Origin of the sequence: Micromonospora sp. NPDC005707, assembly GCF_040631005.1 — a bacterium.
Classification (GTDB): Bacteria; Actinomycetota; Actinomycetes; order Mycobacteriales; family Micromonosporaceae; genus Micromonospora.
In genome coordinates this window covers 253,349-272,428 of sequence record NZ_JBEXYR010000006.1, presented here as the reverse complement: position 1 = coordinate 272,428, position 19,080 = coordinate 253,349, and the positions used below count along the sequence as shown (strand labels likewise).

Annotated in this window: 16 protein-coding genes; 9 read left to right on the top strand and 7 right to left on the bottom strand. The window is 71.8% G+C overall.

Annotated features, from left to right (window positions below):
- Positions 1–38: 38 nt before the first annotated feature.
- The 3 genes from ABZ452_RS14175 to ABZ452_RS14165 form a co-directional block, all read right to left on the bottom strand.
- The gene (locus tag ABZ452_RS14175; RefSeq protein ID WP_357942465.1) at positions 39–986 is read right to left on the bottom strand and encodes a sporulation protein; all 948 of its coding nucleotides are present in this window, start codon (positions 984–986) and stop codon (positions 39–41) included.
- A gap of 102 nt (positions 987–1,088) precedes the next feature.
- Positions 1,089–1,865, bottom strand: a complete 777-nt coding sequence (locus ABZ452_RS14170; RefSeq protein ID WP_357942463.1) for a DeoR/GlpR family DNA-binding transcription regulator — start codon at positions 1,863–1,865, stop codon at positions 1,089–1,091.
- Between the two features lie 34 nt (positions 1,866–1,899).
- On the bottom strand, positions 1,900–3,909 hold the full coding sequence (locus tag ABZ452_RS14165) for a beta-galactosidase (protein ID WP_357942461.1): 2,010 nt from the start codon (positions 3,907–3,909) through the stop codon (positions 1,900–1,902).
- 279 nt (positions 3,910–4,188) lie between these two features.
- Between ABZ452_RS14165 and ABZ452_RS14160 the strand changes: the two genes are divergently transcribed.
- Genes ABZ452_RS14160 through ABZ452_RS14145 form a run of 4 tightly spaced genes read left to right on the top strand, consistent with a single transcriptional unit; the run spans position 4,189 to position 9,614 of the window.
- Entirely contained in the window at positions 4,189–5,517 is a 1,329-nt protein-coding gene (locus ABZ452_RS14160; protein WP_357942459.1) for an ABC transporter substrate-binding protein, read from the top strand.
- Between the two features lie 22 nt (positions 5,518–5,539).
- Positions 5,540–6,496 (top strand): sugar ABC transporter permease, encoded by a 957-nt coding sequence (locus ABZ452_RS14155; protein ID WP_357942457.1) that lies wholly within the window; start codon positions 5,540–5,542, stop codon positions 6,494–6,496.
- A complete protein-coding gene (locus ABZ452_RS14150) occupies positions 6,493–7,404 on the top strand; it encodes a carbohydrate ABC transporter permease (RefSeq protein WP_357942455.1) in 912 nt (303 codons plus the stop codon). Before ABZ452_RS14155 ends, ABZ452_RS14150 begins: the two co-directional genes overlap by 4 nt.
- The gene (locus ABZ452_RS14145) at positions 7,401–9,614 is read left to right on the top strand and encodes an alpha-galactosidase (RefSeq protein ID WP_357942453.1); all 2,214 of its coding nucleotides are present in this window, start codon (positions 7,401–7,403) and stop codon (positions 9,612–9,614) included. Before ABZ452_RS14150 ends, ABZ452_RS14145 begins: the two co-directional genes overlap by 4 nt.
- Positions 9,615–9,669: 55 nt before the next feature.
- On the opposite strand, the gene ABZ452_RS14140 is transcribed toward ABZ452_RS14145, so the two are convergent.
- Both ABZ452_RS14140 and ABZ452_RS14135 read right to left on the bottom strand, forming a co-directional pair.
- Positions 9,670–10,617, bottom strand: coding sequence for a CU044_5270 family protein (locus ABZ452_RS14140; RefSeq protein ID WP_357942451.1), 948 nt, complete (start codon positions 10,615–10,617; stop codon positions 9,670–9,672).
- Complete coding sequence (locus ABZ452_RS14135; protein ID WP_357942449.1) at positions 10,614–11,255, bottom strand: RNA polymerase sigma factor; 642 nt, start codon at positions 11,253–11,255, stop codon at positions 10,614–10,616. Before ABZ452_RS14135 ends, ABZ452_RS14140 begins: the two co-directional genes overlap by 4 nt.
- Before the next feature lie 349 nt (positions 11,256–11,604).
- Here ABZ452_RS14135 and ABZ452_RS14130 point away from each other — a divergent pair, with 349 nt between their 5' ends.
- From ABZ452_RS14130 to ABZ452_RS14120, 3 genes are all read left to right on the top strand, one after another.
- Positions 11,605–12,597 (top strand): polysaccharide deacetylase family protein, encoded by a 993-nt coding sequence (locus ABZ452_RS14130; RefSeq protein WP_357942447.1) that lies wholly within the window; start codon positions 11,605–11,607, stop codon positions 12,595–12,597.
- A 111-nt stretch (positions 12,598–12,708) separates the two neighbouring features.
- Complete coding sequence (locus tag ABZ452_RS14125; RefSeq protein ID WP_225853704.1) at positions 12,709–13,101, top strand: YciI family protein; 393 nt, start codon at positions 12,709–12,711, stop codon at positions 13,099–13,101.
- 3 nt (positions 13,102–13,104) lie between these two features.
- Positions 13,105–14,454 carry a DUF6596 domain-containing protein gene (locus ABZ452_RS14120; RefSeq protein ID WP_357942823.1) on the top strand — a complete coding sequence of 450 codons (1,350 nt, stop codon included), beginning with the start codon at positions 13,105–13,107 and terminating at the stop codon, positions 14,452–14,454.
- Between the two features lie 30 nt (positions 14,455–14,484).
- Here the strand turns inward: ABZ452_RS14120 and ABZ452_RS14115 are convergent, their stop codons facing one another.
- Positions 14,485–14,784, bottom strand: a complete 300-nt coding sequence (locus tag ABZ452_RS14115; protein ID WP_357942445.1) for a MerR family transcriptional regulator — start codon at positions 14,782–14,784, stop codon at positions 14,485–14,487.
- 611 nt (positions 14,785–15,395) lie between these two features.
- On the bottom strand, positions 15,396–16,763 hold the full coding sequence (locus ABZ452_RS14110; protein ID WP_357942443.1) for a cellulase family glycosylhydrolase: 1,368 nt from the start codon (positions 16,761–16,763) through the stop codon (positions 15,396–15,398).
- A 383-nt stretch (positions 16,764–17,146) separates the two neighbouring features.
- On the opposite strand from ABZ452_RS14110, the gene ABZ452_RS14105 reads away from it, so the two are divergent.
- A complete protein-coding gene (locus ABZ452_RS14105) occupies positions 17,147–18,109 on the top strand; it encodes a TIGR03557 family F420-dependent LLM class oxidoreductase (protein ID WP_357942441.1) in 963 nt (320 codons plus the stop codon).
- Entirely contained in the window at positions 18,106–18,951 is an 846-nt protein-coding gene (locus ABZ452_RS14100) for an alpha/beta hydrolase (RefSeq protein WP_357942439.1), read from the top strand. Before ABZ452_RS14105 ends, ABZ452_RS14100 begins: the two co-directional genes overlap by 4 nt.
- Positions 18,952–19,080 lie beyond the last annotated feature (129 nt).

The following is a 19,080-nucleotide window of genomic DNA, read 5'->3' as shown; positions in this document are numbered from 1 at the left end:
CCCCCGGGGATTCACCCCGGGGGCATCGTCGCGTGTGGTCACTCCCCGCCGAAGTCCCCGAAGTCGCCCTCGAAGGCGTCCTCGATCAGCTCACCGGCGACCAGGCCGCCCGCCACGCCGAGCGCGGCGCCCGCCACCATGCCCCCCATGCCGGAGCCGCGGTGGCCGTGGTGCCCGCGCGGGGCACCGAAGCCGTGCGCGCGCAGGTTGCCGTAGCGCGAGGTCGTCTCCCGCAGCCAGCCGTCCACGACCTGGACCCAGTCGGTGCGGCCCGCGTCGCTGTGCGGTACGGCGTAGCGCCCGAAGGCGTCGTGCCCGGGGGTCAGGAAGCCGCCGCGCTTGTCGCACTCCAGGATCACCTCGACGCCCTGCTGGCTGGTGACGAAGGTCAGCTCGACCTCGTTGGTCACCTGCGCGTACTGGGGTGCGGCGTAGAACTCGATCTCCTGGTAGAAGGGCAGCGTCTGCTGCACCCCGCGGATGTGGCCGCGCTCCAGGTCGGCGTGCTTGAAGCGGAAGCCGAGGGCCTGGAAGGCGTCGAGGATGCGCTCGTGGATGGGCAGCGGGTGCACGGCGACCTGGTCCAGGTCGGACTTGTCCACGGCCCGGGCCACCGCCAGCTCGGTGCGCAGGCCCATGGTCATGCCGTGCAGCCGCTGGCCGTACACGTCGGTGACCGGGGTCTCCCACGGCACCGGGAGCTGGAACGGGATGGACAGCTGCTGCTTCGGCGCCAGTTGCAGCGGGCCGCTCACCGACATCCGGTGGAACTCCATGACGCCCGCGTACTCGGTGTCGCCGCTCTCGATCTCGACCCGGGTGACCAGGCCGACGGTGATCTGCTCGATGCTGGCCGGCGCGTCGCCACCGACCAGGTTGACGTGCCCGTCCAGGGTCAGGCCCGGCCGGGTGTTGGGGTTGGTCAGCACGGTGTCGACGCTCGGGCCGCCCACGCCGAACGCGCTCAACATCTTCTTGAAGACCATCGCCACTCCGCTTCCACCGTCGGCGCGCTCCACCCTGGAACGCAAGGGCCACGAAGGGGACCCTAACCTGGGCGCCTGTGAAGTGCCTGAAAGTCAGGGCCGTCAGTCGACGTCGACGACGACCAGCTCACCGACCTGCTCGCCGATCTGCCGGCGCCCCTCCGGCGGCAGTCCGGCGTCGGTGACGAGCAGGTCGGCGTCCTCCAGCGGGGCGATGGTGGCGATGCCGATGGTCTCCCACTTCGTGTGGTCGGCGAGCACCACGAGCCGCCGGGCCGCGCCGATCAGCCGCCGGTTGACGGCCGCCTCCAACAGGTTGGGGGTGGTGAACCCGGTGCGGGGGCTCATGCCGTGGACGCCGAGGAAGAGCAGGTCGACGTTGAGGGCGGCGATGGCCGCCTCGGCCACCGGCCCGGTCAGCGCGTCCGAGGGGGTACGGATGCCGCCGGTGAGCACGACGGTCTGGTCGGCGCGCGGGTTCTGGTAGAGGGCGTCGGCCACCGGGATCGAGTTGGTGACCACGGTCAGCCCCCGCACGTCGGCGAGCCGGGCGGCCAGGGCGGCCGTGGTGGTGCCGGCGGAGAGCGCGATGGCCATGCCGGGCTCGACCAGGCCGGCGGCCCGCTCGACGATGGCCCGCTTCTCGGCCTGCTGCCGGATCGACTTGGCGGCGAAGCCCGGCTCCTCGGCCGAGCCGGGGCCGGCCAGCGTCGCTCCCCCGTGGACCTTGTCGACCAGGCCCCGCTCGGCGAGCACCTCCAGGTCCCGCCGGATGGTCATGTCCGACACCCCGAAGCGGCTGACCAGGTGGCTGACCCGGACGCCGCCGCGCTGGCGGATCAGCTCCAGGATGGCGCTCTGCCGTTGCTGGGCGAGCATCGGACCTCCTTCAGGCGCGGCACGGTACGCGGGATCAGGCGGCCTCGGGACGGGCCGAGGGTTCCTCGCGGACCACCGCCACCTCCCCCGCCGGAACCACCAGCTCGCCGTCGCACCGGCCGCCGCCGAGGAGTTCGGCCCCGGTGGCCGCCAGCCGGGCCTCGGCCCCGGTGTGGTTGACGACGAACAGCCAGCTCCGGTCGCCGGACCGGCGGCGGACCACCTCCACCCCCTCCGGCGCCCGCACGGCCGGGCCGGCGCCGGCCTCGGCGAGCAGCCGGGCGACCAGCCGGTCGGTGGCCGCCTGGTCGAGCCGGGTGCCGAGGTACCAGGCCGCGCCCGCGCCGACCGCGTGCCGGGTCAGCGCCGGCACGCCGGGCAGCGGCCCGTCGGCGTACGCGGCGAGCACCTCGGCGCCCTCGGCGTGCAGCCACTCGGTCCACACGTCGGCGGTCGTGCCGTCGTCGAGGTGGACCGACTCGCCCTCCCGGAGCGGGAAGAACTCCTCGGTGCGTACGCCGAGCAGGTCGCGGAAGGCGCCCGGGTAGCCGCCGAGCCGGATGTGGTCGTGCTCGTCGACGATGCCGCTGAAGTAGGTGACCAGCGCGGTCCCGCCCGCCTCGACGTAGCGGCGCAGCGCGTCGGCGTCGGCGTCGCGCACCAGGTAGAGGGTGGGCACCAGGACCAGCCGGTAGCGGGACAGGTCGGTGGACGGGTGCACCACGTCGGCGGTGACCCCCGCCCGCCAGAGCGCGCCGTGCAGCGCGGTGAGCCGGTCGGCGTAGGTCACGTCGACGCTGGGGTGGGAGTCGAGTTCGGCGCCCCACCAGGCCTCGTAGTCGAAGAGGACGGCCACGTCGGCGTCGACCCGGCTGCCGCGCACCTCGGCGAGGGCCGCGAGGTCCGCGCCGAGCCGGCAGACCTCACGGAACACCTTGGTCTCCGGGCCGGCGTGCGGGACCAGCGCGGAGTGGAACTTCTCGGCGCCGGCACGGGAGGCCCGCCACTGGAAGAACAGCACCCCGTCGGCGCCGCGCGCCACGTGGGCGAGGCTGTTGCGGCGCAACTGCCCGGGGGTCTTGGCGACGTTGCGCGGCTGCCAGTTGACGGCGCTGGTGGAGTGCTCCATGAGCAGCCAGGGACCGCCGCCGGCGACGCCCCGGGTGTGGTCGGCGGCCAGCGCGAGCCCGACCTGCGGCTGCGGGTCGGCGGCGGTGAGGTAGTGGTCGTTGGCGACCAGGTCCACGTCGGCGGCCCACGAGTGGTAGTCGAGGTGCTTGATGCCGGTGCCGATCATGAAGTTCGTGGTGACCGGCTGGGTGGTGAGCCTGGTCAGCACCTCCCGTTCGGCGCGCAGCTGGGCGCGCTGCTCGTCGGAGGAGAAGCGCAGGTAGTCCAGCTGCTGGGTGGGGTTGGCGAACGTCGGGGCGCTCCGCGGTGGGTTGACCTCGGCCCAGTCGTGGTAGCGCTGGCTCCAGAACGCGGTGCCCCAGGCGGCGTTCAGGGCGTCCAGGTCGCCGTAGCGCTCGCGCAGCCAGCCGCGGAACGCCTCGGCGCTGACGTCGCAGTAGCAGTGCACGTTGTGGCAGCCCAACTCGTTGGAGACGTGCCACATGACGACGGCCGGGTGGTCGGCGTACCGGCCGGCGACGGCCTCGACCAGGGCGAGCGAGCGCTCCCGGAACACCGGCGAGCTGGGGCAGTACGCCTGCCGCCCGCCGGGCCAGAGGATCGTGCCGTCGGCGCGGCGGGGCAGCGTCTCCGGGTGGTGGTGGGCCAGCCAGGGCGGTGGGCTGGCCGTGGCGGTGGCCAGGTCGACGCTGATCCCGCCGGCGTGCAGCAGGTCGAGCGCCCGGTCCAGCCAGCCGAACTCGAAGCGGCCGGGAGCGGGTTCCAGCAGGGCCCAGGAGAAGATCCCGACCGAGACGAGGTTGACCCCGGCCCGGCGCATCAGCTCGACGTCCTCGACCCAGACCTCCTCGGGCCACTGCTCCGGGTTGTAGTCGGCGCCGTACCAGATCTGCTCGCCGTGCCAGTTCCGCATGACAGCAGAGAGTGCCGCCGAACGCCACCCAAGTCAACACTTTCCAACATCGACAGAAATTCCAACGTTTACCTTGTCCCGCCGTTGTCACAACTGGGTTATCGCTGTCCTTCCGACCTCTTGACAGCGCCGAAGCAAGGGGTAGCTTCAACCGCCACCGGCTGTTTGTGTTCGGACGTGTGGATTCACGGTGGATCTACGCCGGCCGGCATGAACACCTATCCCCGCCACCGATCACGGCCCTTGGGCGCAGCGCACCTCTTCCACGCAGGAGGCACAATGTCCCGTCCCCGTACCGAAGCCGAGTACCTCGCCCGACTCGTACCCCCGTCCGTCGCCGGCCTGAACCGCCGCTCGCTGCTCGCCGGCGCGGCCGGCGCGGGCACGCTGCTCGGCACGGGACTGCTCGCCGGCTGCGGCTCCGACTCCGACTCCGGCGCCGGCTCGAAGACCGTGTCGATCGGCTCGAACGCCTCGGACCCCACGCCGAAGGACGTCCTCGCCAAGCTGGCGGCCGGCTTCCAGACCAAGTCCGGGGTCACCGCCAGCATCAACACGGTCGACCACAACACGTTCCAGGAGAACATCAACAACTACCTGCAGGGCAAGCCGGACGACGTGTTCACCTGGTTCGCCGGCTACCGGATGCGGTTCTTCGCCGCCAAGGGCCTGGCCGGCGACGTCAGCGACGTCTGGGGCAAGCTCTCCGGGTTCTCCGACGCGTTCAAGAAGGCGTCCACCGGCGACGACGGCAAGCAGTACTTCGTGCCGGCGTCCTACTACCCGTGGGCCGTCTTCTACCGCAAGTCGGTGTGGCAGCAGCGCGGCTACCAGGTGCCGAAGACGCTCGACGAGTTCAACACGCTCGGCGCGCAGATGAAGAAGGACGGCCTCAACCCGATCGCCTTCGCCGACAAGGACGGCTGGCCGGCGATGGGCACCTTCGACATCCTCAACCTGCGGATCAACGGCTACCAGTTCCACGTCGACCTGATGGCCGGCAAGGAGGCGTGGACCTCCGACAAGGTGAAGAAGGTCTTCGACACCTGGGCGGGCCTGCTGCCGCTGCACCAGCCGGACGCCCTGGGCCGGACCTGGCAGGAGGCGGCCCAGTCGCTGCAGCAGAAGAAGAGCGGCATGTACCTGCTCGGCCTCTTCGTCGCCCAGCAGTTCAACGAGAACGAGCAGGACGACATCGACTTCTTCACCTTCCCCGAGATCGACTCCACCATCGGGGCCAAGGCCCTGGACGCGCCGATCGACGGCTACATGATGGCCCGCAAGCCGAAGTCCGAGGCCAACGCCAAGAAGCTGCTGGAGTACATCGGCGGCGTCGACGCCGCGAACATCATGGTGAAGGGCGACCCCGGCACCCTGGTGGCCAACACGGGCGGGGACACCAGCGGCTACACCGCGCTGAAGAAGAAGGCCGCCGAACTGGTCGGCTCGGCCACCGAGATCGCCCAGTTCCTCGACCGGGACACCCGGCCGGACTTCGCCTCGACCGTCATGATCCCGGCGTTGCAGCAGTTCATCAAGGACCCGAAGGACATCGGCGGGCTGCTCACCAGCATCGAGAACCAGAAGAAATCGATCTTCACCAGCTGACGGCGGAAGGGGGAGGACAGCCATGTCCGACCTGCCCCTGATCCAAGCGGATCGCGCCGTGCCGCCGCCGGCCGCGACCACCACCAGGCGTGGTCGCGGCCGCCGGCTACGGCTCCTGTCCGGCACCGACCGCGTGGTGATCACGCTGATGGTGCTGGTGCCCCTGCTGCTCGTCGTCGGCCTGGTCTGGCTGCCGGCGGGAGCGACCGTGCTGCTCTCCGGCACCAACTGGGACGGCATCGGCCCGCTGGGCGAGATCGACTGGGTCGGTCTGAAGAACTACGACGACGTGGTCAACATCTACCCGCCGTTCGTGCCGGCCGTGCAGAACAACCTGCTCTGGCTGGCCGCGCTGTTCGTGGTGGCCACCCCGTTCGGGATGTTCCTCGCCGTGCTGCTGGACAAGGAGCTGCGCGGCAGCCGGTTCTACCAGACCGCGCTCTACCTGCCGGTGGTGCTCTCGCTGGCGCTGATCGGCTTCGTCTGGCAGCTCATCTACAGCCGCGACCAGGGCCTGCTCAACGCGCTGCTCGGCACCCAGACCGACTGGTACGGAGACCCGAACGTCAACATCTGGGCGGTGCTGTTCGCCGCCGGCTGGCGGCACGTCGGCTACATCATGCTGCTCTACCTGGCCGGCCTGAAGGGCGTCGACCCGTCGCTGCGCGAGGCCGCGGCCGTGGACGGCTCCTCCGAGGCCAGCACGTTCTTCCGGGTGGTCTTCCCGGTGATGCGACCCATCAACATCATCGTGCTGGTGGTGACGGTGATCGAGTCACTGCGCGCCTTCGACCTGGTCTGGGTCATCAACAAGGGCCGCAACGGCCTGGAGCTGATCTCCGCCCTGGTCACCCAGAACGTGGTGGGCGAGGCCAGCCGGATCGGCTTCGGCTCGGCGCTGGCGACCATCATGCTGGTCGTCTCCCTGGTCTTCATCACCCTCTACCTGTTCACCGTGATGCGGGAGGACCGGCGATGAGCAGCGCGACCCTGACCCGCGCCAACGACACCGCGGCGCCGCCCGCCCGCCGCCGGCCGCTGCGGCCGGCCCGGGTGGTCCTGCACGTCTTCCTCGCCGCCGTGGCGGTCGGCTGGCTCTTCCCGATCCTCTGGGCGGTGCTGACCTCGCTGCGCTCGTACGAGTACACGGCCACCCACGGCTACGTCTCGCTCGGCGGCTGGACCCTCGACAACTACGTCACCGCGTGGCGGACCGCCGAGTTCGGCAAGCACTTCCTCAACTCGGTCTACATCACCGTGCCGGCGGTGCTGCTGACCCTCTTCCTCGCCTCGTGCGTGGCGTTCGTGATCGCCCGGTTCAGCTGGAAGTTCAACATCGTGCTGCTCGGCCTCTTCACGGCGGCGAACCTCCTGCCGCAGCAGGCCCTGCTCATCCCGCTGTTCCGGATGTTCACCGAGATTCCGCTGCCGGCCTTCCTGAGCGACTCGGAGCTGCTCTACGACAGCTACTGGGGGCTGATCCTGGTCAACGTCGCCTTCCAGTGCGGCTTCTGCGTCTTCGTGCTGAGCAACTACATGAAGGCCCTGCCGCATGAGCTGTACGAGGCGGCCATGGTGGACGGGGCCAGCGTCTGGCGGCAGTACTGGCAGGTGACCATGCCGCTGTGCCGGCCGGCTCTGGCCGCGCTGGCGACGCTGGAGGTGACCTGGATCTACAACGAGTTCTTCTGGGCCACCGTGCTGATGCGCACCGGCGACAAGTTCCCGGTGACCAGCTCGCTGAACAACCTGCGCGGCGAGTTCTTCACCGACAACAACCTCGTCTCGGCCGGCTCGGTGCTGGTCGCCATCCCCACCCTGGTGATCTTCTTCCTGTTGCAGAAGCAGTTCGTCCGGGGCCTCACCTTGGGAGCCAGCAAGGGATGACCATCGTCCACCTGCGCCGCGCGCGGGCCAGCCTGGTGCTCGACGCGCGCGGTCCCGGCCTGCCCCGGGTCGTGCACTGGGGCGCCGACCTGGGCCCGCTGCCCGCCGACGACCTGCCCGCGCTGGTCGACGCCACCGTCCCGCCGGTGGTGCCGAGCAGCTTCGACGCGCCGACCGTGCTGTCGCTGCTGCCCGAGGCGAGCGCCGGCTGGAGCGGCCGCCCGGGCCTGGCCGGGCACCGGGACGGCCGGGACTGGTCGACCGCCTTCCGCCTGGCCGGGGTGGACGTCGCCGACGACGTCCCGGAACCGGGCCGCGTGACCGGGGGTGGGGAGGCTGTCCGCGTATCCGGGGAGGAGCGGGACCGCGGCGGGGCCGGGGCCGCGCGGGTGACCGTGCGGGCCGCGGACCCGGGCGCCGGGCTGTCGCTGACCGTCGAGATCACCCTGACCGCCGCGGGGCTGCTCACCGTGCGGCACCGGCTGCGCAACGACGGCGACCGGCCCTACGAGGTACGCGAGCTGACGCCGGTGCTGCCGGTGCCGGCGGTCGCCACCGAACTGCTCGACCTGACCGGTCGCTGGTGTCGGGAGCGCACGCCGCAGCGGCACCCGTGGCCGATGGGCGCCTGGGTGCGCGAGGGGCGGCACGGCCGGACCGGGCACGACGCCACCCTGCTGCTGGTCGCCGGCACCGCCGGGTTCGGCTTCGGGCACGGCGAGGTGTGGGCCGTGCACACGGCGTGGAGCGGTGACCACGTCACGGTGGCCGAGCGCCGGCCTACCGGCGAGGCCACCCTGGGCGGCGGTGAGCTGCTCGCCCCCGGCGAGATCGTGCTCGGGCCGGGCGAGGAGTACGCCACTCCCCTGCTCTACGCGGTGCACTCCGCCGAGGGGCTGGACGGGCTCAGCGACGTGCTGCACACCCACCTGCGGGCCCGCCCGGAGCACCCGCGCGGCCCGCGGCCGGTGACGTTGAACGTGTGGGAGGCGGTCTACTTCGACCACGACCTGGACCGGCTGAAGGGTCTGGCCGACCGGGCCGCCGAGGTGGGCGTGGAACGCTTCGTGCTGGACGACGGCTGGTTCCGCGGCCGGCGGCACGACCGGGCCGGGCTCGGCGACTGGTGGGTCGACGACGAGGTCTGGCCGGGCGGGCTGCAACCGCTCATCGACCACGTCCGCAAGCACGGCATGCAGTTCGGGCTGTGGGTCGAACCGGAGATGGTCAACCCGGACTCGGACCTGTTCCGGGCCCACCCGGACTGGGCGCTCCAGGCACCCGGCCGGCTGCCGCCCGAGTGGCGGCACCAGCAGGTGCTCGACCTGGCGCACCCGGACGCGTACGCGCACCTGCTCGGCCGGCTGGACGCCGTGCTGAGCGAGCACGACGGCATCGCGTACCTGAAGTGGGACCACAACCGGGACCTCACCGAGGCCGGGCACGGCGGCCGGCCGGGCGTGCACGCGCAGACGGTCGCCGTCTACCGGCTCCTCGACGACCTGCGCGCCCGGCACCCCGGCGTGGAGATCGAGAGCTGCTCCTCCGGTGGCGCCCGGGTCGACCTGGAGATCCTGCGCCGCACCGACCGGGTCTGGGCCAGCGACTGCAACGACGCCCTGGAGCGGCTGTCGATCCAGCGCTGGACCGGCCTGCTGCTGCCGCCCGAGCTGATCGGCACCCACATCGGACCGGAGCGCTCGCACACCACCCACCGGGTGCACGACCTGGGCTTCCGGGCGGTCACGGCGCTCTTCGGTCACCACGGCATCGAGTGGGACATCAGCGGGATCGGAGCGGCCGAGCGGGCCGAGCTCGCCGCCTGGGTGGCGCTGCACAAGCGGCTCCGCCCGCTGCTGCACGGCGGCCGGGTGGTCCGGGTCGACCACCCGGACCCGGCCGTCCAGGCCCACGGCGTGGTCGCCCACGACGGCTCCCACGCGGTGTACGCGGTGTCCCGGCTGACCACGTCGGTGGCGCAGGTGCCGGGCGTGGTGCGGCTGCCGGGACTGGACCCGGCGCGGCGCTACCGGGTGCGGCCGCCGGCCGGGGTGCCGGAGCCGGCACTGCTGGAACTGGCGCCGCCGGCCTGGCTGGCCACGGGCGGCGGGGTGACGCTGAGCGGGTCGGTGCTGGGTTCGGTGGGACTTCAGCTGCCCGCCCTGCATCCGGAGCAGGCGCTGCTGCTGGAGGTCGGCTCGGTCGAGTGAGGATCGGGTGCGGGCGTCGCCGCCGGGGGACGACACCCGCACCCGGAGCCCATCGTCAGGCGGGCGGGCGATCGGTCCACTCGGTGGTGAGGGTGAACATCCTGCCCTCCGGCGCCGTGATCCGGGCCCCGTCGGCCGTGACGAAGAAGTTGGTCCTGCGGATGCGGGCGGTGGCCGGGTCGACGACCAGCCGGGCCGCCCAGTCCGCGTCCAGGCGGATCAGCAGGCCCTCCCCGCCCTCGGTCGCCCCGGTGCTGGTCACCTCGGGGTACCCGCCGACGGCCTGGAAGGCGGCGGCGCGGACCTTGGGAGGCGCGGGCAACTGCGCGATCAGGGACAGCAGTCCGTCGAAGACCATCTGCTCCCGCATCGCCGCGTCCGGCCGGCCGGCGCTCGTCCGGATGTCGCTGTCGCGCACGAGCTCGCCGATCCGCTCCTTCAGCGCCGCCGGCTCGGTCGGTAGCCGCTGAAGTTCGTCGAAGCTGACCTGGGGGCCACCCAGGCGGAACGGTACGGGTCCGGCCAGTTCGAGAACCTTGCCGCCGGTCTTGCCGCCGCGTACCCAGGTCCGGCCGTCACGCCGGGTCCAGCTCTCCGACCGCCAGTCGGGGGCCTCGGTCCGCAGGTACCAGTAGGCACCGGAACCGGCCGGGGTCCTTCCCGCGGTGGTTGCGGCGGCGAGCAGGATCTGGTGGCCGGCCGGGCCCGTCCCGACCGGGGCGGAACGGCCCCCCGCGATCGGGGCGGCAGCTTCGGGGCCGGCGGCACCGATCACCACCACGGCGGCGGTCGCCGCGGCGGCCGCGGTCAACGCCGAGGCCAGGATCAGCCGGCGCCGCGGTCGGCGCCGTGGAACCCGCTCGGCCGGGGGTCGGTGAGGGTGGATCTGGGTCATCACGAACTCCTGGATCAACCGATGGCGGTCGCCCGGCAGGTCCCGCTCCGCCGGGGCCGGCAGCAGGCCGGCCAGATCGCTACGTACGTCTCTCGCGTCGGCATTCATCGGGCCTCCTCCTGAGCGAACCGGACCGCGATCGTGCGGTCGACCGGTATCTGTCCACGGCTCACGGCGGGTTCCCGGATCTCCCCGGACGACTGGAGCTTCCCGGCGGTGACGAGCTTCCGCAGCTTGCCGCGGGCCCGGGACAGCCGGGACCGCACCGTCCCGACCGGCACGCCGAGCGCGGCCGCCGCCTCGGCGTAGTCGAGCCCGGACCAGACGCAGAGCGCGAGCACCTCGCGCTCCGGCTGGCGCAGGGCGGCCAGAGCGGTACGGACCTGGACGAGCCGTTCCCGGTCCCGGAGACGGCCGACCACCTCCTCGGCGAAGTCCGGCACCACCTCCGGCGGAGGCAGCCGGGCCAGCGCCCCGGCGTGTCGGCGGGCGGCGCGGCGCACGTTGCGCGCGACGTTGGTGGCGATGCCGAGCAGCCAGGGCCGCAGCGAACCGGCCTCGCCGTCGACGTCCACCCGCTCCCGCAGCCGCCAGGCCTCCAGGAAGGTCAACGACACCACGTCCTCGGCCACCGACCAGGCACCGGTCAACCGGAATCCGTGGTTGTAGACCGACCGGGCGTGGTCGTCGAACAGCTCCCGGAACACGTCGGGGTCGCCGGAGCGGATCCGGGCGCGCACACTCATCTCCACATGTCACACCTGTCCGCTCGGCCGCCGCGGTTCCCGACGAGATTCTTCATCAAGAACCGTCCCGGCCCAGCGACGAGGACTGACCGGGCGCAGCAACCGAGAGCCACCACATCTGCCTACCGCGTGGTATCGGAAGCGGCTCGGAAATTCCGGGTGCCGGGCCGTCCGCAGTGGGCACACTCGCGTCCGTGGCGTGCGCTGTCACGGTTGAGCGGCGGGCAGCACTTCCGGAAATTCTTGACTCCACGTCGGCGGCGGGCAAATACTTGCGCCGCCGACAGACCTCGATGTCCATCGATGTCAAGGTCCGGCCAACCCACCACCATAAGGAGGGCTCATCCGCATGTGGAGCAGAACACTTCCGTCGCCGCGATCCCTGGCCGCGGATCTCACCGCGGCCGCGCTGGTCGCGGCAGGCAGCCTGGCCGTCACGCTCGCCGCCCCGGCCGCCCCGGCCCGGGCCGCCGCCTGTAACGGGTACGTCGGGCTCACGTTCGACGACGGCCCGTCCAACAACACCCCGGCCCTGCTCACCGCGCTCCGGCAGAACGGGCTGCGGGCCACGATGTTCAACCAGGGCCAGTACGCGGCGGCCAACCCGGCCCAGGTGCGGGCGCAGGTCAGCGCCGGGATGTGGGTCGCCAACCACAGCTACACGCATCCGCACCTGGTCCAGCAGAGCCAGTCGCAGATCGAATCCGAGATCTCCCGCACCCAGCAGGCCATCGCCAACGCCGGCGGCGGCACGCCCAAACTGTTCCGCCCGCCGTACGGCGAGACCAACTCCACCCTGCAGTCGGTCCTGGCGAGGTACGGCCTGACCCAGATCATCTGGGACGTCGACTCGCAGGACTGGAATGGGGCGAGCGTCGACGCGATCGTGCAGGCCAACGCGCGGCTCACCAACGGCCAGGTCATCCTCATGCACGACTGGCCCGCCAACACGCTGGCCGCGATCCCCCGGATCGCGCAGGGGCTGGCCGGCCGCGGCCTGTGCGCCGGCATGATCTCCCCGCAGACCGGCCGCGCCGTGGCGCCCGACGGTGGCGGCGGTGGCGGTGGCGGTGGAAGCAGTTGCACCGCGACGCTCTCGGCCGGGCAGCAGTGGAGCGACCGCTACAACCTGAACGTCTCGGTGGCCGGCTCCAACACCTGGACGGTCACCATGAACGTGCCGTCCCCCGCGAAGATCATCAACGTCTGGAATGTCAACGCCACCTGGCCCAACGCCCAGACGATGGTCGCCACACCGAACGGCAGCGGCAACACCTTCGGCGTCACCATCCAGCACAACGGCAACCGGACCTGGCCGACCGTCTCCTGCGCGGCCGGCTGACGCCGGAAAATTTCTTCCCGACGGATGTCGAGAAGCGGGGTGGCAGCTTCTACCGGAGGGTGGAAGCACCGACAATCGGTGCTCGGGCGTGAGGAGCCAACCGTGAAGTACATGCTGCTGATGCAGTTCAGCGCCGCCGGGACCGACTTCCCCTCGATCGACACCTGGACGCCGGAGGAGATCCGGGCGCACATCGGGTTCATGGGGGAGGTCAACGCGAAGCTCGTCGCCGACGGGGAGTTCGTGCAGGGCGAGGGCCTGGGCGGGCCGCAGCAGGCGCGGATCGTCCGGGCCGGCGAGAACGGCGCGCCGGTGGTCACCGAGGGGCCGTTCGCGGAGACCAAGGAGTTCCTGGCCGGCTGGTGGATCGTGGACTGCGAGACGCCGCAGCGGGCCGTCGAGATCGCGGCACACATCTCCACGGCGCCCGGGCCGGGCGGGCGTCCGCTGAACATGCCGATCGAGGTGCACCCCGTCATGTCGGCGCCGCCGCAGGAGCTGTGACCCCTGGGCGTACCGGACCACACCGTCGAGGACCTGCTGCGCGAGCTGGCGCCGCAGGTCCTCGGCGTGCTCGCCCGCCGGTTCGGTGACTTCGCCACGGCCGAGGACGCCGTGCAGGAGGCGTTGCTGGCCGCGGCCACCCAGTGGCCGGTCGAGGGGCTGCCGGAGCATCCGCGCGGCTGGCTGGTCCAGGTCGCGTACCGCCGGATGATCGAGCTGGTCCGGGGCGAGGCGGCCCGCCGGGACCGGGAGGACCGGGCCGCCCGGCGCGGCGGCGACGACCGGCGGACCGCGCCGGCCGCCGACGAGCCGCTGACCGCGGACCGGGACGACACCCTCGTGCTGCTCTTCCTCTGCTGTCACCCGACGCTGTCCACGGCGTCGGCCATCGCGCTGACCCTGCGCGCGGTCGGCGGGCTCAGCACCGGCGAGATCGCGCGCGCCTTCCTCGTCCCCGAGGCCACGATGGCGCAGCGGATCAGCCGGGCCAAGCAGCGCATCAAGTCCTCCGGCGTGCCGTTCCGGATGCCGGCGGAGGAGGACCGGCAGCCCCGGCTCGCGGCCGTGCTGCACGTGCTCTACCTGATCTTCACCGAGGGGCACACCGCGAGCCTCGGCGACGACCTGCGCCGGGTCGACCTTTCCGAGGAGGCGATCCGGCTGACCCGAGCCATGCACGCGCTGCTGCCCGGCGACAGCGAGGTCGCCGGGCTGCTTGCCCTGATGCTGCTCACCGATGCCCGGGCCGCCGCCCGCACCGGGCCGTCCGGGGAGCTGATCTCCCTGGCCGAGCAGGACCGCTCCCGGTGGGACGCCGCCGCGATCGCCGAGGGGACCGCGCTGGTCACCCGGGCCATGGCCCGGGGGCCGGTCGGGCCCTACCAGGTCCAGGCCGCCATCGCCGCCCTGCACGACGAGGCGCCGGCCGCCGAACGGACCGACTGGCCGCAGATCCTCGCGCTCTACGGGGTGCTGGAACGGCTGGCGGAGAGCCCGGTGGTGTCGCTCAACCGGGCGGTGGCGACCGCCATGGTGCACGGCCCGGCCGCCGGGCTGGCCGCCCTGGAGGCGCTGGCCGCCGACCCCCGGCTCACCGGGCACCACCGGCTCGACGCGGCCCGGGCCCACCTGCACGAGATGGCCGGCGACCGGGACGCGGCGGTGGCGCACTACCGGGCCGCCGCGGCCCGTACGGCCAGCCGCCCGGAGCACGAGTATCTGCTGATGCGTGCGGCCCGCCTGGCCACCAGCCATCCATACGGCGGCGAGCAGGCAGGCCCACTCCCGGGCTCAGCAGCACACCGGAGGGAAGCGGGTACGACAAACGGTCCCTCTGCTGGAGAAGGACCGTGAGGCGATGAGATCAGGCGCGTCCGCTTGCTGTCAGCGCTGGTTGTCCTGGTTGTGCCGAAGGGCTTCTTCGAGCTGGTCTTCGAGGATGATGATCCGGCAGGCGGCTTCCAGGGCGGTGCCCTGATCGACCATCTCCCGGGCCCGGGCGGCGAGGCGGAGCTGGTAACGGGAGTATCGGCGATGGCCGCCGGCCGACCGGAACGGGGTGATCAGCTTCGCTTCGTCGAGGCGACGGAGAAAGTCCGGCGAGGCGCCGGTGATCTCCGCGGCGCGGCCCATCGTGTAGGCGGGGTAGTCGTCGTCACCGAACATGTCGTCGGGTTGGGCCATACACGTACCTCTCCATGACGAGGGCCCCGGCGCTTTTCAGCGCCGGGGCCCGGGGTTACGGGTCAAAACACCATCTACCGGCAAGTTCGTCGGGTTGTCGTATCCGCACCTGCCGCCGTCGGCGGCTTGGGGTGCGAGGATCGCATAAGCGTGACCGGAGACCACCTCTCGTTCGATGGAAACTGCGGTGTCCGGCTCCAGAGCTGAACCGCGTCCTGGAGACGGGCGATCCAACGGTGTTCGGGCCCTCCCTTTCCTCTGCTTCCAATTTCTGTGGTGCTTGTCGTGCTGCCCGCCGGTGCCGGAGCCCCACGCGACTTCATGGCCCCATCCACGTGCGGCAGGACTGTCTCCTGCCAGGCGAGCCCTGAACCTGCATCGGCCCACCTGGCTGCCCTGACCTGGAACTACGTCAGGGTCTTGTACTGCTTCGTCTGCGTGTTCGCTGATCTCTGCTGTCAACGACAGGAACATTAGCCAGGAGCGACGAGAATGTCTAGCGGTTCGGACCTAGATTTTCTAGACGCACGCCCCCTGCTTCAGCGATCACGCCGGGGCGCACCCGGGAAGGGTGGTGGCCGGGTCCGTGCGGACCCGGCCACCGGTGGCGCTCAGCTCGCGGTGCAGGTCACCGCGGGGATCGTGTTGCTGCCGTTCCAGCTGCCGATGAAGCCGAACGAGGTGCTGGCCCCGGCGCCGAGCCGGCCGTTCCAGTCCACGTTGCGCGCGGTGTACGCCGCGCCGCTGCCGCTGACCGTGGCGTTCCAGGACTGGCTGACGGTCTGGCCGTTGGCGAACGTCCACTTCGTCGTCCAGCCGCTGATCGCGGCCGCGCCCGCCGTCACCCTGACCTCGCCCTGGAAGCCGCCCTGCCAGGAGTTGACGATCGTGTAGACGGCGGTGCAGCCGGCCGGCGGTCGGGTGGGGCCACCGGTCGGGCTGGTCGTCGGGCTCGGGCTGGTGGTCGGGCTCGTGGTCGGGCTCGGCGAGGTGCCGGCGTAGACCGACGCCTCCCGGGCGGTGGCCTTGATGCCGTTGGCACCGTTGAAGATCCGCTGACCCCAGGTGGTGAGCTGGTTCGGGTCGAAGTTGGTGACCATGTCGAGGTACTCGACGCCGCCGCCGTTGCCGCTCCACGACCAGCCGAGGTAGCCGATCCCGTTGGCCTGGCTGTAGGCCAGGATGGTGTCCTCGTCCGGGTTGCCGTCGGAGTGGTTGAAGCCGAACTCGCCGACCACGATGGGCAGGCCGGCGGTGCGGAACCGGCCCAGGTAGTCGGTGATCTCGGCGGCGGTGTCGAAGACGCCGTACATGTGGATCGAGAAGACGGTGTTCTTCTGCGGGTCGGCCGCGAAGACCGAGGCGGCGTTGTCGCGCATGGTGAACGACCAGTCCTGGCCCCAGTTCGGGGCGTCCACCATGATCGTGTGGGTCAGGCCGCCCGCGCGCAGCCGCTTGACCGCGTTGGCCGTGTCGGTGGCCCAGGTGCCGTAGCCCTGGTTGCCGTACGGCTCGTTGCCGATGTTGACGATGACGTACTTCTCCTGACCCTGGAGGGCACTGGCGATGCTGAGCCAGTAGTCGACCGCCCGGTCCAGCGTGATCGCGCCGCTCTGCTCGCCGTACCCGGTGGTGTCGTGCACCTCCAGGACGCAGATGAGCCGGTTGGCCTTGCAGAGCGAGATGACGTTGGCGACGTCGGCCGTGCTGTTCTTCGGCCAGCGGTCGCCGCTGGCCAGCACCACCCGCACGGTGTTCGCGCCGAGCGCCTTGATGTTGGCGAACGAGCTGGTCTGCTGCGCGTACCAGGTGTGCGCGTGGTTGACCCCGCGCATGACGAATTCGGTGCCGTTGGCGTCGTAGAGCCGGCCGTTCGCGACGGAAAACCCGGCGGCGGCGTGGGCCGGCTGCCCGAAGGCGAAGACGGCGGCGAGGACCGTCAGCAGGGCGACGCCCGCGACGGAGAGCAACTTCTTCATGGCTGTCCTCAGGGAGGTCTCCCCCGTGCCCAGGTGGGGGTGCGGTGATGGTGACGAGGGCGTGGCGGCTGAAGCCCGGCAGCCGCCGCCCGACTCCCGGCGGACGCACGCATCAGCGTAGGGCTATGGATCGGGGAAGGCAACCGGTTAAGCAGATCGGCTATCCGGGGTGGCGGCCTGCGGCGGCCCATGTCGCCACGGGCCGCCGCAGGGGCGGTCATCCCCACCACAGGATGGTGCGCCACCGGAGTCTGAACCGGTTAAGCGGGACTGTAGGCAGCATCCCCACCGGCGTCAAGACGCTGGGCCGCCGAAGCGGACACCAGGGTTGACCGTCGCTGCGCGGGGTAACCGGTGACGATCCGCCCGGAAGGAGAGGTGCCATGGTCAACGTCGGCTACACCCTCATGTGCGAACAGGCCGGACCCAAGCAGCTGGTCGACCACGCCGTCCGCGCCGAGGCCGCCGGCTTCGACCACCTCGTCATGTCCGACCACTACTCCCCCTGGCTCGACTCGCAGGGCCACTCCCCGTACGCCTGGTCGGTGCTCGGCGCGGTCGCCCACGCCACCAGCCGGGCCGAGCTGCTCTCCTTCGTGACCTGCCCGATCCGGCGCTACCACCCGGCGGTGGTGGCGCAGAAGGCCAGCACGATCGGTGTGCTCTCGGACGGGCGGTTCACCCTCGGCCTCGGCGCCGGGGAGAACCTCAACGAGCACGTGGTGGGCGGGTGGCCGCACGTGCAGCAGCGGCACGAGATGTTCGAGGAGGCCCTCCAGATCATCCGGCCGCTGCTCAACGGCGAGACGCTGACCTTCTCCGGCAACCACTTCGAGGTGCCCGACGCCTACGTCTGGGACCGGCCCGGGCGCCCCGTGCCGATGGCCGTGGCCGCCTCGGGCCGGCAGTCCGCCACCCTCGCGGCGGACTACGCCGACGCCATGATCGCCACCGACCCGCTGCCGCACCTCGTCGAGATGTACGAGGAGGCCGGCGGCGCGGGCCGCCCCCGCTACGGGCAGGTGGCCATCTGCTACGGCCCGGACGAGGCCGAGTGCCGCAAGATCGTGCACGACCAGTTCCGGTGGTTCGGTCTGGGGTGGAAGGTCAACGCCGACCTGCCCGGCCCGGACGCCTTCGCCGCGGCCACCCAGTTCGTCCGCGAGGAGGACGTGGCCGAGGGCATCTCCTGCGGGCCGGACGTGGACCGGCACGTCGAGGCGTTCAAGAAGTTCGTCGACGCGGGATTCACCCACGTGGCGCTGGTCCAGGTCGGCGGGGACAGTCAGCCGATGTTCCTGGACTGGGCGCAGGAGGAGCTGCTGCCCCGGCTCCGCGAGCTGTGACGGGCCGGGACGTCCGGCTCTCGCCACCGGGGCGCTTCGGGCCGGCGGAGCTGCGGCTGGCCCTGGCCGCGCCCCGGCCGGCCGCCGGCCTGACCAGCGAGTTCCGGCTGGTCGACGGCCTGCGTACGCACACCCGCCGGTCCGCCGACCCGGGCGGCGACGGGCCGCCCGTGGTGCTGGTGCACGGCCTGGCCGTCTCACACCGCTACCTCACCCCGCTGGCGGTGGCCCTGTCGGCCACCCACCCCGTGTACGTGCCGGACCTGCCCGGCTTCGGGCTGACCGAGCGCCCCGGCTCGGCGTACGACGTGACCCGGCACGCCGCGTTCCTGACGGACTGGCTGGCCGCGTACCGGTTGGGGCCGGTCTGCCTGCTCGGCCACTCGTTCGGCGCGGAGGTGGCCGCGGCGCTCGCCGCCCGCCGCCCCGACCTGGTTAGCGCGCTGGTGCTGGCCGCCCCGACCAGCGACCCGGCCGCCCGTTCCCGGCGCGGCCAGGTCGGGCGGTGGCTGCTGGACACCCTGCGGGAGGCGAAGTGGCAGGCGCCGATCCTGCTGCGCGACGTCCTCGACGCCCGCCCGTGGCGGGTGTTCGCCACCCTGTCCCACTCGGTGCGCAACCCGGTCGAGGCGGACCTGGTGCGGGTCACCGCGCCGACGCTGGTGCTGACCGGCAACCGGGACCCGGTCGTACCGGCCGGCTGGCGCGCGGAGGCCGCCCGCCTGGTACCGGGCGCCCGGACGGCCGCCGTGCCGGGTGCCGCGCACAACGTCGCCACCACCGCGCCCGGACAGGTCGCCGACGCGATCCGCGACCTGCTCGCGCCCGTCCTGCGAAGGTGAGTCCATGCGCATCGGAAACACGGAGATCCGGCCCCTCGGCGGCGGTCTCGGCTGCCTGCTGATGATCCTCTTCTCGATCGTCGCCTCGATCGTGCTGACCGTGCTGCTGAACCTGCTCGTCTGAACCGA

Excerpts from the sequence above, each read along its gene's own strand:
- ABZ452_RS14165 (WP_357942461.1), bottom strand. The coding sequence starts at position 3,909 with ATGCGGAACTGGCACGGCGAGCAGATCTGGTACGGCGCCGACTACAAC.
- ABZ452_RS14170 (WP_357942463.1), bottom strand. The coding sequence starts at position 1,865 with ATGCTCGCCCAGCAACGGCAGAGCGCCATCCTGGAGCTGATCCGCCAG.
- ABZ452_RS14105 (WP_357942441.1), top strand. The coding sequence starts at position 17,147 with ATGGTCAACGTCGGCTACACCCTCATGTGCGAACAGGCCGGACCCAAG.
- ABZ452_RS14140 (WP_357942451.1), bottom strand. The coding sequence starts at position 10,617 with ATGAATGCCGACGCGAGAGACGTACGTAGCGATCTGGCCGGCCTGCTG.
- ABZ452_RS14115 (WP_357942445.1), bottom strand. The coding sequence starts at position 14,784 with ATGGCCCAACCCGACGACATGTTCGGTGACGACGACTACCCCGCCTAC.
- ABZ452_RS14130 (WP_357942447.1), top strand. The coding sequence starts at position 11,605 with ATGTGGAGCAGAACACTTCCGTCGCCGCGATCCCTGGCCGCGGATCTC.
- ABZ452_RS14145 (WP_357942453.1), top strand. The coding sequence starts at position 7,401 with ATGACCATCGTCCACCTGCGCCGCGCGCGGGCCAGCCTGGTGCTCGAC.
- ABZ452_RS14160 (WP_357942459.1), top strand. The coding sequence starts at position 4,189 with ATGTCCCGTCCCCGTACCGAAGCCGAGTACCTCGCCCGACTCGTACCC.
- ABZ452_RS14155 (WP_357942457.1), top strand. The coding sequence starts at position 5,540 with ATGTCCGACCTGCCCCTGATCCAAGCGGATCGCGCCGTGCCGCCGCCG.
- ABZ452_RS14135 (WP_357942449.1), bottom strand. The coding sequence starts at position 11,255 with ATGAGTGTGCGCGCCCGGATCCGCTCCGGCGACCCCGACGTGTTCCGG.
- ABZ452_RS14125 (WP_225853704.1), top strand. The coding sequence starts at position 12,709 with ATGCTGCTGATGCAGTTCAGCGCCGCCGGGACCGACTTCCCCTCGATC.
- ABZ452_RS14150 (WP_357942455.1), top strand. The coding sequence starts at position 6,493 with ATGAGCAGCGCGACCCTGACCCGCGCCAACGACACCGCGGCGCCGCCC.
- ABZ452_RS14110 (WP_357942443.1), bottom strand. The coding sequence starts at position 16,763 with ATGAAGAAGTTGCTCTCCGTCGCGGGCGTCGCCCTGCTGACGGTCCTC.
- ABZ452_RS14175 (WP_357942465.1), bottom strand. The coding sequence starts at position 986 with ATGGTCTTCAAGAAGATGTTGAGCGCGTTCGGCGTGGGCGGCCCGAGC.